Consider the following 17,120-nt stretch of genomic DNA (forward strand, 5'->3'; position numbering starts at 1 on the left):
GTCGTCGAACCTACACGGCCGTCACCCGAGCCCTGGTTCCCGGCTGCTCAGCTCCCGGTCGGCCGCCCCCGGCCGCCCCCGGCCCGCTCGCCCCGGATCGGATCGCCCGACCGGACGGTGCGCAGCACCCGGGCGTCCCCGTCCAGCGCTCCGAGGACGTTGCAGGGGCCGGCCAGCCGACATTCGCCGGCACGCGAGATCGGCGTCGGGCCGTAGGGCAGCGCAAGGCTGTCGCCGTCGGTCCAGAGCGCGACCGTGCCCGGCTCGACCACCTGCCGGGCACCATCCTCGCGCGGCACGCTGACGGGCGTGCCGAAGTAGACCTCCTCGCCCCAGGCGCTGGCCGTCGACACGATCGGCAGCTCGGCCCGGAGCGCCTCGGCGGTGGGCGTGGCCCGCAGCGTGGCGGTGGCCTGACCGGCCGGCCACAGGATGCGAATCCGCATGTGGTTCCTCTTCCGCGACACGTCCGATCGACGATCGGACCCGGTCGCGCCGGAAGCAGCGAACCGCCAGGATCAACAATTTGTCAACAGGATCCCAGGAGTTGGGACCCCGGAAGCCGGAATCCCGGAAGTCGGAATCCCCGCAATCGGGATGCCTGCACCCGGGCCGGTCCGGACGGCGCAGGTCCTCAGACCGCGACGGAGGAGACCGAAACCGGCCAGCTCATCCGGATCACGGCGCCACCGGTGCCGTCGGTGACCTCCAGGTCCTCGACCAGGCCGGTGATCACGGCGAGGCCCAGGGTGTCCTCGTCCGGGTCGCCGCCCTCGTCGGCACCGGCGGCCGGGACGGCGGCGGGGCCGGCTTCGTCCTCGACCTCGATGAGGAAACGCTTCTCCTGATCGGTCAGCGCGACCCGGACCGTGCCGCCGATGCCACCACGCTGGTGCAGACCGACCGCACGGGAGCACGCCTCACCAACCGCGAGCCGCACCTCGTCGAGCACCGACTCGTCGACCCCGGCCCGTCTGGCGACGGCCGCGGCGACCAGTCGGGCCGTCCGCACGTGCTCGGGAAGCGCGCTGAATCGAAGTTCGACGGTTGCCATCTCTCCCCCTCGGGGTACTCCGACGGGGGCCGGAGGTACGGCCCCAACGGGCCGGCCGAACCGGCCCCTGAGCGGCCGGGAAGCACCAAGGCCTCACAGGCCCCGGCGTCCCGGACGCATGGAACGGGCGGGCCGGCCGCAGGGACCGGCCCGAACACGTCAGTCGGTCGCGGCGACCGCGTCGTCCACCGAGGTGTGGATCGGGAAGACCTTGGTCAGGCCGGTGATCCGGAAAATCTTGAGGATGCGCTCCTGGTTGCAGACGAGGCGCAGCGAGCCCTCGTGGGCGCGCACCCGCTTCAGACCGCCGACCAGCACCCCCAGACCGGTCGAGTCGAGGAAGTCAACGCCTTCCATATCGACGACGAGGTGGTACTTGCCGTCGTTGACGAGCTCGACCAGCTGCTCCCGCAGCTTCGGGGCGGTGTACACATCGATCTCGCCGCCAACCTCGACGACCGTACGATCGCCGACTGCACGGGTCGACAGGGACAGGTCCACGGAACCTCCAGCACCTTGCCTTGCTACGTCATGTGCGATCCTCGGCCGGACGGCCGCCACCGCATGGTCGCGAGCCCGGGCGCGCCAAGCCAACGCGTGGCAAGCCTCAGCGCTGCGACCCACGGCCGTACGGCCGTCACGGCCACATTCAACCACCTGCGACCATGCCCGCACGATGGCTTACGACGATTCTGCGTCACGCCGGTGACACACTGGGTCCTCATGCCGCCCCGACACAGCCTGCCCGAGGCACTGCTCACGACCCTTTCCACCGGCCGGGGGCGGTCCGACCGGCTCACCCATACGGAGCACCTTCCCGCCCGACCTGCGCGTTATTCGCCGTGGCCCGAGTCGATCCGGGAGGAGATCGTGGCCTCCGCGCGTGCCGTCGGGGTGGAGCGGCCCTGGGCGCACCAGGCAGAAGCGATGAACCTGGCCAAAAGCGGCCAGACTGTGGTGATCGCCACAGGCACCGCCTCGGGCAAGTCGCTGGGCTATCTGGCGCCGGTGCTCAGCGATCTACTGGAGGGCACCGAGGCCCGCAACGGCCGCGGCGCCACCGCGCTCTACCTGGCCCCGACCAAGGCGCTCGCCGCCGACCAGCGTCGGCGCGCCGCCGAACTCGCCCCGCCGAGGGTCCGGGCCGCCCTGTACGACGGCGACACCCCGCCCGAGGAGCGCGAGTGGGTCCGCCAGTACGCCTCCTACGTGCTCACCAACCCGGACATGCTGCACCGGGGCATCCTGCCCGCGCACGCCCGCTGGTCCTCCTTCCTCAAGGTGCTGCGCTACGTGGTCGTCGACGAATGCCACAGCTACCGGGGCGTGTTCGGCTCGCACGTCGCCCAGGTGCTGCGGCGGCTGCGCCGGATCTGCGCCCGCTACGGTTCGTCACCCACCTTCCTGCTCGCCTCCGCCACCACCGCCGACCCGGCCGCGACCGCCCGGCGCCTGACCGGCCTGCCCGCCGTGGCCGTGACCGAGGACGCCTCTCCGCGCGGGCCGATGGTCTTCGGCCTCTGGGAGCCGCCGCTGACCGAGAACGTCGGCGAGCACGGCGCGCCGGTGCGCCGCACCGCCACCGCCGAGGCCGCCCACCTGCTGACCGACCTGGTCGAACAACAGACCCGGACCGTCGTGTTCGTCCGCTCCCGCCGCGCCGCCGAACTCGTCGCCCTCCAGGCCCAGGACCAGCTCGGCCGACCGCTCGCCGACCGGGTTGCCGCCTACCGCGGCGGCTACCTCGCCGACGAACGCCGGGCCCTGGAGCGCGCTCTGCACTCCGGGCGGCTGCTCGGACTCGCCTCCACCTCCGCTCTCGAACTCGGCGTCGACATCTCCGGCCTCGACGCCGTCCTGATGGCCGGCTACCCCGGCACCCGCGCCTCGCTGTGGCAGCAGGCGGGCCGGGCGGGTCGCGAGGCCCAGGGCGCGCTGGCCGTCCTGATCGCCCGGGACGACCCACTGGACACCTACCTGGTGCACCACCCCGAGGCGCTGTTCGCGGCGCCGGTCGAGGCCACCGTGCTCGACCCCGACAACCCGCACGTGCTCGCCCCGCACCTGTGCGCCGCCGCCGCCGAGCTCCCGTTGACCGACGCGGACCTGGAGATGTTCGGGCCCTCCACCGCGCCGCTGCTGCCGATACTGGAACGGCGCGGCCTGCTGCGCCGGCGGGCCGACGGCTCCTGGTACTGGACCCGCCGGGAGCGCGCCGCCGACGCCGTCGACCTGCGCGGCAGCGGCGGCAGCCCGGTGCAGATCGTCGAGGCCGACACCGGCCGCCTACTCGGCACGGTGGACGCCGCGGCGGCCCACACCACCGTCCACACCGGAGCCGTCCACCTCCACCAGGGCCGCACCTACCTCGTACGGGAGCTCGACCTGGAGAACTCGGTCGCCCTGGTCGAACCGGCCGATCCGCCGTACACCACGGCCGCCCGCGACATCACCTCCATCTCCGTCCTCGACACCGACACCACCGTCCCCTGGGGCGAGGGCCGACTCAGCTTCGGCTCGGTGGAGGTGGTCAACCAGGTGGTCGGCTACCTCCGGAAGCGGATCTCCACCGGGGAGATCATGGGCGAGAGCAAACTCGACCTCCCGCCCCGCACCCTGCGTACCCGCGCGGTCTGGTGGTCCGTCACCGAGGACCAGCTGCTCGACGCGAACCTCCCGCTCGACCAGCTGCCCGGCGCCGCCCACGCCGCCGAGCACGCCTCGATCGGCCTGCTGCCGCTGTTCGCCACGTGCGACCGGTGGGACATCGGCGGCGTCTCCGTCCCGCTGCACCCGGACACCGGGCTGCCCACCGTGTTCGTCTACGACGGCCACCCGGGCGGGGCCGGTTTCGCCGAACGCGGCTTCCAGCGGGCCGTCGAGTGGCTGACCGCCACCCGGGCGGCGATCGCCTCCTGCGAGTGCGAGCGCGGCTGCCCGTCCTGCGTCCAGTCGCCCAAGTGCGGCAACGGGAACGACCCGCTGGACAAGGCGGCCGCCGTCCTGCTGCTGGACGTCCTGCTGGACGGGGCGCCTGACGCGGAGTCCGGGCCGGGCCCGGAAGGTGCGGCGCCGAGCGGTTCATGAGGCCGCCGCCGCGCCGCCCGGGGCTCCGCCGAGGCCGTCCCCGGCGGCGGTGACCGGAGCCCGTACCGGTCCCGCCCGGGCCCTCGCTCGCGCCGGACCGACCGGCAGGCGCACCGGGAGCCCGCCGACCGGCACCTCGGCGACCACCTCGACGGCGTCCGCCGACCGGTCCACCGCGCAGGACACCAGCGCGGCGCCCTGCGCGGCGGCGATCCCGGCGGCCCGACCGCAGCCGCCGTCCGTCTCCAGCAACAGCCGGTCCGCTGCGGCGAGGGCCGCCAAGTCGGCGGCCGACTCGGCCCGGTGCCGGGCGGCGACCACCGCACCGACCGCGATCGTCGCGGCGAACACCGCCGTGCCCAGCATCGTCAGAGCGAGCAGCCACACCGTCGCCGAGCCCGCGTCCGGCCCGTACCCGCCGGCCGAGGCGGCCCGAGCCGTACGGGCTCGCGCCAGCCGCTCCACCGCCCGCCGCGGGCCGCTCAGGAGGGCCACGCACCACCACCTCCTCCCGTGGCACTGCCCAACACGTCCTCCCGCGCCGCCACGGCCCGGGCACCGAGCCGCACCGCGAGCAGACCGCCGAGCCTCCCGGGCGCCGCACACGGCGCGTCCACGTCGACCCGCACCGTGTCCGCCGCGACCGCCAGCCGGACTTCCGCCCCCGGCGGGGCGGCCGCCCGGGCGAGTTCGGCGGCATCCGCCTCACCGCGCGCAGCCGCTCTGGCGCCGATCCGGGCCGCGTCCACGCAGTGGATCTGCGCGGCCGCCGCGAGCACTCCCCAGATCAGCATCGCCGCGAGCAGGACGAGCGCGGGCAGGGCCACGGCCGTCTCGGCCGTGGCGAAGCCGCCGTCGCCACGTCGGCCCGGCCGCAGCGGCCACGGCCGAGCCCCGCCGCGCGCCGCCCTACGCGGCATGGAGCGCGCGTTCCAGCATCTCGGTCAGCGCCCCGGTGATGGTCGCGCTGGTCACCACCTTGTACAGCCCGGCGGCGAGGGCACAGGCGCCCAGCGTGCCGACGGCGTACTCGGCCGTCGTCATCCCGGCGTCCGACCGGCCCCGGCGCCGGGCCAGCCAACGCGCCCGGCCGGCCGCCCAGCGACTCTTCCGTCGCCACGCCCCCAGCAATTGCCGGAGCGGGCGCCCGGTGCCGGGCCTGATCGCGATCACTGCGGTCATCGATGTCTCCTGTCCGATCTCTTCCGCGACCCCGGCGGATCCGGAGCCGACGTTCATTCACATGGCCTGGGCGAACCGGCTGGTGAGGCCGATCACCACCGGCGCCACCCCGATCAGGACGAAGGCGGGGAGGAAGCAGAGCCCCAGCGGCGCGGTGGCGAGCACCGCGGCCCGACGGACCCGCGCGTGGGCCGCGCGGGCGGCGGCCGTCCGCTGCGCCTGGGCCAGTCCGATCAGCGGACTGGCCGCGGGAGCCCCGCCGAGGCTCGTCCGGACCAGGCAGCGCGCCAGCGGGGCCAACGAGGGGTGCTGTTCGCCCAGCCGGGTCCAGCACAGCTCCGGCGGGGCACCCAGGGCCAGTTCGGCCCCGATCGCCATCAGCCGCGGCCCCAGCGGCGCACCCACGCTCCGGCCCACCGCCGACACCGCCGCCGAGGGCAGCGCGGCCGACCCGAGGCAGGCCGCCAGCAGCTCCGCACCCAGGGGGAGTTGCCTGGTGAGCAGCTCCTCCTCCGCCGCCAGCCGGCGATCCGTCGGCGACCGCGCCCGGGCCGACCACCGGTGGACGCCCACCGCCGCCAGCACCCCGATGACCGCCCCGGCGGGGCCACCGAGCAACACTGCCACCGCGAGCCCGGCGCCGGCCGCCGTCGCCGGGCGCCGCCAGCGCCCGACGTCCGGAGCCCTCGGCTCGTCCGGAGCCCTCGGCCCGGTTCGCTTCCGCGCCTCCTCCCGCTCCCGCACCCAGGCGTACGCCCGCCGCCTGTCCCTTCCCCGCACCAGCCTCACCACGGCCGCCACCGCCACCGTTACCGCCACCGGGAGTCCGGCTACTGTCCACTCGGCGCCCCGCATCACCCCGCCCCCGCTCCCCCGCTGAGCGCCCGCGCCCGCTCCCACCTGAGCCCTCGGCGCGGACCACCGCCCGCCCGGCGCGTGGGAGCGGCTCCCTCGAGCCCGCCGCCGGGCCTCTGAGGCGGCTCCAGCGCTCCCCGGGCCGCAGCCCGGACGATGCGGGCCGTCCAGAGCACGCCCAGCCCCTCTAGGGCCGCCCCCGCCACGAGGCAGCCCAAACCGGCCGACGTGTGCAGCAGGACGTCCAGCGGACGGGCCCCGAGCGCGGCGCCCAGCAGCAGCCCCGCGCCCGGCAGGGCGGCCAGGACCGCGATCGTCGTCCGCGGCCCGGCCAGCTCCCCGGCGATCTCCTCCGCCAGCGCCCGCTCGCCGCGCAGCGCCTCCGCGACCCGGTCCAGTGCGGCGGCCAGCCCCGACCCGCCGTCGGAGGCGACCCACCAGCAGGCCGCGACGGCCGCCGCCCCGCTGCCGCCCGGCAGTTCGGCCAGCAGCTGGAAGGCGGCCGGAACGTCCCCGCCGTAGCGACCCGCCGCCAGCCGGGCCACCGGCTCCTCGCCAAGCCGGCGCAGCCCCTCCGGGTCCGCGGCGAGCCGGGCCGTGACCAGGTGCAACGCCTGCTCCGGTGTCGAGCCGCTGCGCAGCTCCCCCGCCAGCGCGGCGCAGAGTTCCACCACGGCCCCGGCCCGCCGCCCGGCCTCCACCGCCAGGCGTCGCCGCAACCGCCACCTTCGCAGCGGCAGGACGGCCAGCACGGCCGCGAGCACCGGTACCGGCGAGGAGGTGGCCTTCCCCGCGACCAACCCCATCGGCAGGAGCAGCAGTTCGGGCGCCAGCAGGTCCGGGAGCCGAGCCCTCACACGCCCCACCGCCTCCGGTCCCGGCCCGCGAACCGGAGGCCCGCTGCCCGCCAGCACCAGCCTGGAGCGCCGCCCACCCGGCAGCTGCTGTTGCAGGGCCCACCACGCGGCGACGGCCAGCAGGCACAGCACCGCCGTCCAGCAGAGCTCCAGTTGACCCTGCATCACATCATCACCCTCCATGTCATCGCCCTTTCCTGCCGTGTGCCCCGAGCAGCGTCACCACGGCCATCGCACATCCGCTCAGCAGCACCGCGAACCCGAGCTCTACCAAGCGCAGCTCCCGCGCCGCACCGCCGGCCGAGGCCACGGCTACCGCCCTCGCCATCACCGCCGCGCTCACAACGGCCCCGCTCCGGACGGCACTCCGAGCACCACCCCGCGCGCCGCCAGCAGCCCGACGAGCCGCTCCCAGCCCGCGCCGGGCACCAGGCCGCCCGTCGTCGGGAAGGCCACCGCCGGAGTGGTCACGGCCAGCCCGTCGCGGTCCCCGGCCAGCGTGTGGATCTCCGCCACCCGGCGCCGCCCCGAGCCCGGATCCCGGACCAGGTGCACCACCACGTCCAGCGCGGCCCGCAGTTGGCTGTGCAGCGCCGGCCGGTCGAGCCCGGCGAGCGAGCCCAGCGCCTCCAGCCGGACCGGCACGTCCCCAGCCGTGTTGGCGTGGACCGTCCCGCAGCCACCCTCGTGCCCAGTGTTGAGCGCGGCCAGCAGATCCGACACCTCGGCCCCGCGCACCTCACCGATCACCAGCCGGTCGGGCCGCATCCGCAGCGCCTGCCGGACGAGGTCCCGCAGGGTGAACTCGCCCAGGCCCTCCTGATTGGGCGGCCGACTCTGCAGCCGGACCACATGCGGGTGGGCCGGTCTCAGCTCGGCGGAGTCCTCGGCGACGACGATCCGCTCCTGCGGCCCGACCAGGCCGAGCAAGGCCGCGAGCAACGTGGTCTTGCCCGAGCCCGTCCCACCGGAGACCAGCAGCGACAACCGCGCCCGCACGATGCCGGCCAACAGGTCGGCACCTTCCGGCGGCAGCGCCCCGCCCGCCACCAACTCGTCGAGCGTGAACGGCCGGGGCCGGCAGACCCGCAGCGAGATGTGAGTGCAGCCGGCCGCGATCGGCGGCAGCACCGCGTGCAGCCTGGTGCCGTCCGGCAGGCGGGCGTCCACCCAGGGCCGCGCGTCGTCCAGGCGCCGACCGGCCGCGGTGGCCAGCCGGTGGGCCAGCCGTCGCACCGCCTCGGCGTCGGCGAACCGGACCCCGGTGGCTCGGTGCAGGCCGCCGCCACGGTCGACCCACACCTCGTCCGGACCGTTTACCAGCACGTCGGTGACCTCCGGCGCCGCCAGCAGCCGGTCCAGCGGGCCCGCACCCACCAGTTCGGCGCGCAGCGAACGCACGGTATCCAGCACCTCGTCCCCGCCGAGCGGGGGCCGGTTGGCCCGCAGCACGGCCGCGACGGAGCCCGCCGTCGGGGCCGCCCCCGACTCGGCCAGTCGCAGCCGCACCGCGTCCACCAGCTCCGCCGTCCGCTCCTCGCGGGCCGTCCGGCCGTACGGACAGGGCCCGTGCTCGGCCTGCCGCGGCCCGCCGGGCGGCGGCACGCTCCTGAGCGGCCGGTGCTCCCGCGCACCGTCGCCCTGGCCCGAGGCACCGCCCCGAGGGCCTGTTCTGCGCAGACGGACCATCAGTACACACCTCCTCCGACCGCCGGCACCGGCGGCAGCACCTCGTTCAGGAAGGTCGCGCAGAAGCGCGCGAGCGGGCCGCTTTCCCGGATGCCGGGCGGGACGCCCTTCTCGACGTCCTCGGCCAGGCCCGGTTCGGGCTCCAATTCCCCGGCCAGCTCCAGCCGGAGCCCGCGGGCGATCCGGGGCGCCGGGAGCCCGCCGGCCCGCACCGGCCGCACCACGGCCCGGACGTCCGCGAGCCGCATCCGGGCCGCCGCCGCGACCCGGTCGGCGGCCGCCACCGACCGCAGCTCGGCCGGGACCACCAGCAGCGCCAGGTCGGACTGCTCCAGCGCCTGCCCGGCGGCCGCGTCGAGTTGGCGCGGCACGTCGACCACCACCAGCCCGCCGCGCCGCCGGGAGGCGGCCAGCACGCTGCGCATGGCCTCCGCTGGCACCGTCAGGGTGTCGCCGCGGTCCCAGGACAGGCAGGACAGCGTGGAGAGCCGTTTGAGGGCCGGCAGCGCCCGGGCCAGCTCGGCCCCGCTGACCCGCCCGCGTGAGCCTGCCAGGTCGGGCCAGCGCAGCCCGCGGGCCATCTCGCCGCCGAGCAGGATGTCCAGTCCCCCGCCCAACGGATCGCCGTCGATGAGTATGGTCCGCCGGCCCGTGCGCGCAGCCGTGACCGCGAGGGCGCAGGCCAGCGTGGAGGCCCCGGCCCCGCCGCGGCCGCCGAGCACGGCGACGGTGACCGCCGGGGAGCCGACGCCCTCGGCCGCGTCGGCGATCCGGTCGAGCAGCCAGGCCTCGGCGTCGGGCAGGAACAGCACGTGCTCGGCACCGAGTTGGACCGCTCTGACCCACACGCCGGGGTCGTCCAGGTCCAGCCCGAGCAGCAGCACCCCGCCGCGCCTGCCCAGTCCGGCGCAGCGCTCCGCCTGGTCGTCCCCGACCAGCACCAGCGGGGCGCCCTCCCACAGCTCGCGCGTCGGCGGCGCGCCGCGGATCAGTCGCGGCTCGGTGCCCGCCGCCGCGCAGAGCCGCAGCAGGTGCTCGGCCAGGCCTTCGTCCTCGGTGACGACGAGCGGCCCGGCGGCCGCGGGACCCTCGGCAGTGAGGTGGTCGGCGATCGGCGTCGACATGGTGTTCTCCCCTCTGCGCCGCCGGCCACCAAGGGCGGCCGGGACGCGCGTCGGACGGTTCCGGCGGGCGGTCGCCCGGCAGACCTCCGGAGAGGAAGGGGATGAGACCCTGCCCGGCGACCGCCGCCGACCATCACGGTGGGGGGAGATCCGGATTACGTCATCCACGTTCCGATTGCCTGTGGATAACTCATGGGTTGTGGATGAAAACGTTCACCCGGGCGGGGGGCTAATCGGCGAAGAATTGACGAAAGGGGGCCACGGAGATGAACCGGCCACTCACCGCACCCCGGCCGAGCACTCTCCCGACACCTCCTCGCCGTCTTCCGCGCACCCCGTCGCGACGGCCCGGTCGCGGTGATCGGAACCAGCCGCGTGAGCCGCTCGAGCCATGAGCAAATGGCGACACAGAGTGACGAAAGGGGGTGGACGGACCGAGCTGCCGACACCCCCTGTACACCGCCGACGGGCGGTCGCCCAAGCCGCCACGAAGAGCTTTCAAGCCCTGAAAATGGCCCCGGACGTGCGACGACCCCCGCCGGGGGGGAGAGCGGGGGTCGTCTATCCACAGCCCGACTCGGGGGGGAGGAGCCGGACCGGGTTAGCACGGTCGCGAACGATCCGTGACTTCCATGGTGTACCCGAGCGGCCAGAAACACAAACCCGCACGCCCACGAGTACGCCGAATGGCGGGGTGTTTTGTGGCTCCCTCTATCCTCGGTTCCCGTGGACACCACCGAGAACGCCGACGACCACGCCGACGAGTCCCAGGGCGACACCACCGGCCCCGGGGAGCGGAGCACACCCGCCGACCCCCGGCCCAGCGGGCTGCGCACGGCCGCATTCTTCGACCTCGACAAGACCATCATCGCCAAGTCGAGCGCGCTGGCCTTCAGCCGCCCGTTCTACCAGGGCGGCCTGATCAACCGTCGGGCCGTACTGCGCAGCGCGTACGCGCAGTTCGTCTTCCTGGTCGGCGGAGCGGACCACGACCAGATGGAGAAGATGCGCGAGTACCTCTCCGCGCTCACCCGGGGCTGGAACGTCCAGCAGGTCCGCGAGATCGTCGCGGAGACCCTGCACAACCTGATCGACCCGATCATCTACGACGAGGCCGCCTCGCTGATCGAGCAGCACCACGCGGCCGGCCGGGACGTGGTGATCGTCAGCAGCTCCGGCTCCGAGGTGGTCGAGCCGATCGGCGAGCTGCTCGGCGCGGACCACGTGATCGCCACCCGGCTCAAGGTCGAGGACGGCTGCTACACCGGCGAGATCGAGTACTACGCCTACGCCGAGAACAAGGCCGCCGCGATCCGGGAGTTGGCCGCGTCGGAGGGCTACGACCTGGCCGCGTCGTACGCCTACAGCGATTCCTCGACCGACCTGCCGCTGCTGGAGGCGGTCGGTCACCCTTCGGCCGTCAACCCCGACCGCGCGCTGCGCAAGGAGGCGCAGGCCCGGGAGTGGCCGGTGCTGGTCTTCGACCGACCGGTGGAACTGCGGCGGCGGCTGCCCGAGTTCTCCGCGCCGAGCGGTTCGGTGCTGACCACGGTGGCGGTCGGGACGGCCCTCGTGACCGCCGGGGCGATCTGGTACCTGGCCCGTCGGCGCCGCCTCAAGGCCTGAGGCCGCGCAGCGGCACAGCAGCACAGAAGCCCACCAAAACGGGCAATCGGCACAGACTTCTCGTTTCGGGTTCCCCTTTCGGCCGAAACGCGATACAAATGAAGCACGGCCCGCGAGACCCGGTCAGGACCCGAAGAGGTCAAACCGACAACGCAGTTCAGGCCCCACGGACCGCGTGTACAGATAGCCGAGCACCCACATGCAGCCGACCCGCTGTCGGGCCGCCGGACCAGACGAATGGGCAGGATCCCCGTCTGATCGGCACTTCCGGTGCATGCTTGGTCACCCGGCATCTGCACCAGCGGCGGCACCCAGCAGGATCAGGTGCCGCCGCATCTCCGTGTCCGCGGCCGCACTGTCCGCGTCCGGGCCGGCCACGTCCGGCGCGTCCGCTCAGACCATGCCGCGCTGCATCGCCTCACAGACCGCGGTGCTCTCCCGCACGCCGAGCCGCAGCGCCCGCCCGCAGTGGGCGATCCAGGCCGCCATCCCCTCGGGCGTGCCCGCCAGGTAGCCCGCGAGGGCCCGCCGGTAGGCGTCGGTGCCCAGCTCCGCCAGACCGACCTCGGCCGGGCAGATCGACTTCGGGTCGAGCCCCTCGGCGATCAGCACGATCCGCTGGGCGGCCCGCGCGATCACCCCGTTGTGGGCACTGAACGGCCGCAGGGCGAGGAGTTCGCCGTGCACCACCGAGGCGACCACCAGGGCCGGCGTCCCCACGCCGTGGCCCTCCGCGCGGGCCACCAGCAGCCGGGAGAGCTGGTCCAGCCGGGCCGCGACCTCCTCCGCGTCCGGCGCCTGCGGCAACACGGGCAGCGGCCCGACCGCGGCGTCGACCTCGACGCTCTCCACCGGCTTGAGCTCCAGCGGGAAGAGCTCCTCGGCGCCCTCCCCCGCCCGCCGCGGCCGACCGGCGGCCGGGTCGGCGTCGCCGACCGCGAGCAGGTGGAGCCGGGCCAGCACCTGCAGCGGCGAGTGCCGCCAGACGCTCAACAGCTGGCCGGCCTCGGCGGCGATCCGCAGGGCCGCGCCGACCGTCCGGGCCTCGGCGTCCGCGCCGAAGTCGGTGCGGCGCCGAACCTCCTCCAGCGGCCAGTCGGCACCGGCCACGGCCGCCGACGCACGGGCGCCGCGCAGCGCGGACTCGGAGGTGACCTCGGCCGCGCGGCGGCGCATCACCCGGTGGCCGTAGAGCCGGTCGACGGCCTTGCGCACCTCGGCGACCGCGTCGGGCACCCCGGGGAGCTGGGCCAGCGGGGCGAGGGGATCTGTTCCAGTGCTCACCTACCCGAGAGTAATGAACAGGCCGCCGATCCCGGAACAGCAACCCCGCATCACCCGTTAGAGGCAATCCTCACTTCCCTCCCCCGACTGGACCCAAACCCCGGCTAGCATGGCCGCTATCGGAGACGATAACGATTTCCAGTTAGGCGCGCCCCCACGCGCGCGCCCCCGAGCACGCGGCCCGCCCCCAGGGCCCAGAGCGAGAGCCGGAGCCCCAGATGAAGATCGCCTTCGTCGGCAAGGGCGGCAGCGGGAAGACCACGCTGTCCGCACTGTTCATCCGCCACCTGGCCGCCATCGGCCGGCCGGTCATCGCCGTTGACGCCGACATCAACCAGCACCTGGGCCCGGCCCTGGGGCTGACGGACGACCAGGCCGCCGAACTGCCCTCGCTCGGCGCTCACCTGCCGCAGCTCAAGGAGTACCTGCGCGGCAGCAACCCGTTGATCCGCTCGGCCGACGAGATGATCAAAACCACGCCGCCCGGCCGTGGTTCGCGCCTGCTGCGGATCGTCGAGGAGAACCCGGTCTACGCCGCCTGCGCCCGGCCGATCGCGCTGGACGAGGGCTCGGTCCGGCTGCTGGCAACCGGTGCGTTCACCGAGGAGGACCTCGGGGTGGCCTGCTACCACTCCAAGGTCGGCGCGGTGGAGCTGCTGCTCAACCACCTGGTGGACGGCCCGGACGAGCACCTGGTCACCGACATGACCGCGGGCTCCGACTCCTTCGCCTCCGGCCTGTTCACCCGCTTCGACCTGACCTTCCTGGTGGCCGAGCCGACCCGCAAAGGCGTCTCGGTCTACCGCCAGTACCGGGACTACGCCCGGGACTTCGGCGTGCAGCTGCGGGTGATCGGCAACAAGGTGCAGGGCCCGGACGACCTGGCGTTCCTGCGCCGCGAGGTCGGCGACGACCTGCTCACCACCTTCGGGCAGTCGGACTGGGTGCGCCGCCTGGAGCAGGGCGCCGAACCGCCGCTGAAGTCGCTGGAGCCGACCAACCGAGCGGTGCTGGAGCAGCTGCGGACCGAGGCCGAGGCGGCGTACGGGCGGCGCGACGCGCACCGGTACACCGAGCAGGCGGTGCTCTTCCACCGGCGCAACGCCGAGAGTTGGGCCAACGCCAAGGCCGGCATCGACCTGGCGACCCAGGTGGACGAGGGCTTCGTGCTGGGCGAGTTCGCGGCCGACGGCGAGCAGGCCGCCCCGGCGGGGGTCGCCGTCTGACGCCACCACGGGCAGAACGGGCTGCGGCCTCCCCCCTCACCCCGGGGGAGGCCGCGGCCCGTTCGCCATGTCGGCGCTGGCGGCGGCCTCGGCCGATTCCATCGGTTCGAGCACCACCCAATGGGGTGAATCAGGGGGTTTTCCGCTTCCCACCGGCAACGACGCCGTGCAAAGATTTCATTACTCTCGGTTTACCGAGTCTTGATCGTCCGTCCCGACGGCCCTCGGCGAGACATCCCGCACCTCGCCCGGGTCCCTGGCAGGCCTGATGGTCAACGCCGGCCGGTGACACCCGCATTCCCCCGCCGTGCCCACGCCATCCCGCCGCACCGTCGCGACCCACGACAGCCGATCCGCCCCGGAGCCCCATCCCGGACTCACCGCCGGACCTGACTGCGTTCGTTCCCCCGGACAGACGGGAAGACAATGACCCTCGACATCTCCAGCGCCCCCATCGCCTCCGACACCACCGACCACGCACCACCGGGCCCCAACCCCCGGGTCCGCTGGGCCCAGGACCTCTCCGCCTCCCTGGTGGTGTTCCTGATCGCCGTGCCGTTCTCGCTCGGCATCGCGCTCGCCACCGGCGCCCCACTCACCGCGGGGCTCGCCGCCGCTGCCGTGGGTGGCATCGTGGTCGGACTGTTCGGCGGCACCCCGCTCCAGGTCAGCGGGCCATCCGCCGCACTGACCGTGATCACCGCCGGACTGATCGCCCAGCACGGCTGGCAGGCCACCTGCGCCGTCACCGTGGCCGCCGGCCTGCTCCAACTCCTGCTCGGCGTACGCCGGGTGGCCCGAACAGCGCTCGCCGTCTCGCCCGCGATCGTGCACGGCATGCTGGCCGGGGTCGGGCTGACCATCGCCATCGCCCAGCTGCACGTCGTCCTCGGCGGATCCCCGCAGAGCTCGGCGCTCGCCAACCTCCTCGCCCTGCCCGGGCAGTTGGCCGGCCCACACCCGCCTGCACTGCTGGCCGGCGCGGTGACCGTGGCCGTACTGCTGGGCTGGCCCCGTCTCGACCGACTCCCCGGCCGTGCGGGGGAGTTCGGCGCCCGACTGGCCAAGGTGCCGGGCCCGCTGGCCGCCGTGGCCGTCGCCACCTCGCTCGCCCTCGCCCTGGACCTGCGGCTGGCCCACATCGAACTGCCCGCCTGGCAGCCGCACTCGCTCGCGCCCGCGCTGCCGCACGGTCCGCTCACCGGGGTGCTCGCCGCCGTCCTCACCGTCACCGCAGTCGCGAGCGTGGAGTCGCTGCTGTCCGCCGTCGCGGTCGACCGGATGACCAAGCGCACCGGCGACCTCGACCGCGAGTTGCGCGGACAGGGCCTCGCCAACATGGTCAGCGGCCTGGTCGGCGGGCTGCCGATCGCCGGCGGCGCCGTACGCAGCACCGCCAACGTCCGAGCCGGCGGGCAGACCAAGTGGGCCTCGGTGCTGCACGGTGTCTGGGTGCTGGCCGCCGCACTGGCGCTGACCGGCGGACTGCGTCGGATCCCGCTGTCCGCGCTCGCCGCGCTGGTGCTGGTGGTCGGGCTGCAGATGGTGAGCTTCGCGCACATCCGCAAGGTGCACCGGCACCGCGAGTTCCCGGTCTACCTGATCACGTTGCTCGGCGTGGTGGCCTTCGGGGTGCTGTGGGGCGTCGGGCTCGGCGCGGGCACCGCCGTGCTGCTCGCGCTCTACCGGCTGACCCGAGCCCATGTGGACGTCGAGACCGGCCCCGACGGCTCGGTCACCGTCCAGACACACGGGCCGCTCACCTTCACCGCCGTCCCCGGGCTGAGCCGGGCACTGGCCTCGATCCCCGCGGACGTGGAGGTCACCGTGGTGCACGACGGTTCCTTCCTGGACCACGCCGCGTACGAGACGCTGCACAACTGGCGGACCGGACGCCAGGCCGCGGGCGGACGGGTCTCGATGGTGACGCGACGCCAGGACGACGAGGTGCTCGACCCCGACGGCACCGTCCACGCGGGCAGTTCGCCGGGCCCGCACCGCTGCCGGGCCTGGACGCCGTGGGTCGGCCACCACTGCATCGAGCAGCAGGAGGACCCGCACGGCCGGCTGCTGGACGGCGTCCGGGTGTTCCAACAGCACACCGCCCCGCTGATCAGGCCCGAACTCGCCCGGCTGGCCCGGGAAGGGCAGACGCCCTCGCAGCTCTTCCTGACCTGCGCGGACTCCCGAATGGTCACCAGCATGATCACCAACAGCGGCCCGGGTGACCTGTTCACCGTCCGCAACGTGGGCAACCTGGTGCCGGCCCCGTTCGAACCCGGCGCGGCCGACGACTCGGTGGCCGCCGCGGTGCAGTACGCGGTGGAGGCGCTGGAGGTGCGCTCGATCACGGTCTGCGGGCACTCCGGCTGCGGTGCCATGAAGGCCCTGCTGGACGGCGTGCACGAGCACCCCGGGCCGCCCACCCCGCTGGCCCGCTGGCTGCGCAACGGCCGCGGCTCGCTGGACCGGCTCCGACGAGCCCCGGCCGAGTTCGCCGACCGGCCGGTGATGGACCTCGCGGAGCAGCTCTGCATCACCAACGTGGTCCAGCAGCTGGACCAGCTGATGGCGAACCCCGCGGTGGAGCGCCGGGTCGAGGATGGCACCCTGCGGCTGGTCGGAATGTACTTCGACTTCGCCACCGCCCAGGCCTACGTCCTGGACCGCGCCGCGGGAACGTTCAGCCCGGTCGAGGCCCGCGCCGACAGCCACACCGCTCCCCGGACCGACGGGGATACGGCCGAACAGGTGAGAAAGGACGACCGGGTTCCGGCCACGGGCAGCGAGGAGGGTCCCCAGCTGGCCGCCTGAGAGCCGGGTCCGTGTCCCCGCCGGGCGGGCCGGGGCACGGGCCCACCCACCGCTGCGCGTCCTGCCGCCTCCGGGTGGCAGGACGCGCGGTCGGCCGTTCGACGATCAGCCAAAGGTCTACACCAATTCTCAGGAGCCTCTTGTCAACTGGCCCGTTCACCTGGTGAGCTGTGCGCTGGGACACACGGGACAATCCCCACGCACGGGATGCCCCAGATCATGACTCGATGAGGAGTGCGCGTTGAGGAACGAGAGCCTGGCCAACCTGCTCAAGGAGGAGCGGCGTTTCGCCCCGCCGACAGAGCTCGCCACAGCCGCCAAC

Annotated in this window: 15 protein-coding genes; 4 read left to right on the forward strand and 11 right to left on the reverse strand. The window is 74.3% G+C overall.

All coding sequences use genetic code 11. The features are described 5' to 3' along the window. Positions 1-47 precede the first annotated feature (47 nt). The 3 genes from ABZW30_RS30205 to bldG all read right to left on the reverse strand — a co-directional run bounded on the left by ABZW30_RS30205 (position 48) and on the right by bldG (position 1,555). Entirely contained in the window at positions 48-446 is a 399-nt protein-coding gene (locus tag ABZW30_RS30205; protein ID WP_355674380.1) for a cyclophilin-like fold protein, read from the reverse strand. A 188-nt stretch (positions 447-634) separates the two neighbouring features. Further along, positions 635-1,054: an ATP-binding protein gene (locus tag ABZW30_RS30210; protein ID WP_355674381.1), complete on the reverse strand. Its 420-nt coding sequence runs from the start codon at positions 1,052-1,054 to the stop codon at positions 635-637. A gap of 159 nt (positions 1,055-1,213) precedes the next feature. Next, positions 1,214-1,555, reverse strand: a complete 342-nt coding sequence (gene bldG, locus ABZW30_RS30215; RefSeq protein WP_188305076.1) for an anti-sigma factor antagonist BldG — start codon at positions 1,553-1,555, stop codon at positions 1,214-1,216. Between the two features lie 222 nt (positions 1,556-1,777). Between bldG and ABZW30_RS30220 the strand changes: the two genes are divergently transcribed. Further along, positions 1,778-4,141, forward strand: a complete 2,364-nt coding sequence (locus ABZW30_RS30220) for a DEAD/DEAH box helicase (protein WP_355674382.1) — start codon at positions 1,778-1,780, stop codon at positions 4,139-4,141. Here the strand turns inward: ABZW30_RS30220 and ABZW30_RS30225 are convergent. The 7 genes from ABZW30_RS30225 to ssd all read right to left on the reverse strand — a co-directional run bounded on the left by ABZW30_RS30225 (position 4,136) and on the right by ssd (position 9,848). Beyond that, complete coding sequence (locus ABZW30_RS30225; protein ID WP_355674383.1) at positions 4,136-4,636, reverse strand: Rv3654c family TadE-like protein; 501 nt, start codon at positions 4,634-4,636, stop codon at positions 4,136-4,138. The two genes, ABZW30_RS30220 and ABZW30_RS30225, sit on opposite strands and share 6 nt — an antisense overlap. Beyond that, entirely contained in the window at positions 4,624-5,061 is a 438-nt protein-coding gene (locus ABZW30_RS30230; protein WP_355674384.1) for a TadE family type IV pilus minor pilin, read from the reverse strand. Before ABZW30_RS30230 ends, ABZW30_RS30225 begins: the two co-directional genes overlap by 13 nt. Next, a complete protein-coding gene (locus ABZW30_RS30235) occupies positions 5,051-5,323 on the reverse strand; it encodes a DUF4244 domain-containing protein (RefSeq protein ID WP_355674385.1) in 273 nt (90 codons plus the stop codon). Before ABZW30_RS30235 ends, ABZW30_RS30230 begins: the two co-directional genes overlap by 11 nt. Positions 5,324-5,380: 57 nt before the next feature. Further along, on the reverse strand, positions 5,381-6,142 hold the full coding sequence (locus tag ABZW30_RS30240) for a type II secretion system F family protein (protein WP_355674386.1): 762 nt from the start codon (positions 6,140-6,142) through the stop codon (positions 5,381-5,383). A 35-nt stretch (positions 6,143-6,177) separates the two neighbouring features. Then, positions 6,178-7,218 (reverse strand): type II secretion system F family protein, encoded by a 1,041-nt coding sequence (locus tag ABZW30_RS30245; RefSeq protein ID WP_355674387.1) that lies wholly within the window; start codon positions 7,216-7,218, stop codon positions 6,178-6,180. Positions 7,219-7,374: 156 nt separating this feature from the next. After that, on the reverse strand, positions 7,375-8,724 hold the full coding sequence (locus ABZW30_RS30250; RefSeq protein ID WP_355674388.1) for a TadA family conjugal transfer-associated ATPase: 1,350 nt from the start codon (positions 8,722-8,724) through the stop codon (positions 7,375-7,377). Next, on the reverse strand, positions 8,724-9,848 hold the full coding sequence (gene ssd, locus ABZW30_RS30255) for a septum site-determining protein Ssd (RefSeq protein WP_355674389.1): 1,125 nt from the start codon (positions 9,846-9,848) through the stop codon (positions 8,724-8,726). Before ssd ends, ABZW30_RS30250 begins: the two co-directional genes overlap by 1 nt. 828 nt (positions 9,849-10,676) lie before the next feature. On the opposite strand from ssd, the gene ABZW30_RS30260 reads away from it, so the two are divergent. Further along, positions 10,677-11,474 carry an HAD-IB family hydrolase gene (locus ABZW30_RS30260; RefSeq protein ID WP_355674394.1) on the forward strand — a complete coding sequence of 266 codons (798 nt, stop codon included), beginning with the start codon at positions 10,677-10,679 and terminating at the stop codon, positions 11,472-11,474. Positions 11,475-11,867: 393 nt separating this feature from the next. Here ABZW30_RS30260 and ABZW30_RS30265 read toward each other — a convergent pair whose 3' ends face one another. Next, positions 11,868-12,758, reverse strand: a complete 891-nt coding sequence (locus tag ABZW30_RS30265) for an oxidoreductase (RefSeq protein WP_355674390.1) — start codon at positions 12,756-12,758, stop codon at positions 11,868-11,870. Positions 12,759-12,976: 218 nt separating this feature from the next. On the opposite strand from ABZW30_RS30265, the gene ABZW30_RS30270 reads away from it, so the two are divergent. Further along, positions 12,977-13,984, forward strand: a complete 1,008-nt coding sequence (locus ABZW30_RS30270) for an ATP-binding protein (RefSeq protein ID WP_355674391.1) — start codon at positions 12,977-12,979, stop codon at positions 13,982-13,984. Between the two features lie 426 nt (positions 13,985-14,410). Then, on the forward strand, positions 14,411-16,798 hold the full coding sequence (locus tag ABZW30_RS30275) for a SulP family inorganic anion transporter (RefSeq protein WP_355674392.1): 2,388 nt from the start codon (positions 14,411-14,413) through the stop codon (positions 16,796-16,798). Positions 16,799-17,120 lie beyond the last annotated feature (322 nt).

Origin of the sequence: Kitasatospora sp. NPDC004669 (genome assembly GCF_040609455.1) — a bacterium.
Taxonomy (GTDB): Bacteria; Actinomycetota; Actinomycetes; order Streptomycetales; family Streptomycetaceae; genus Kitasatospora.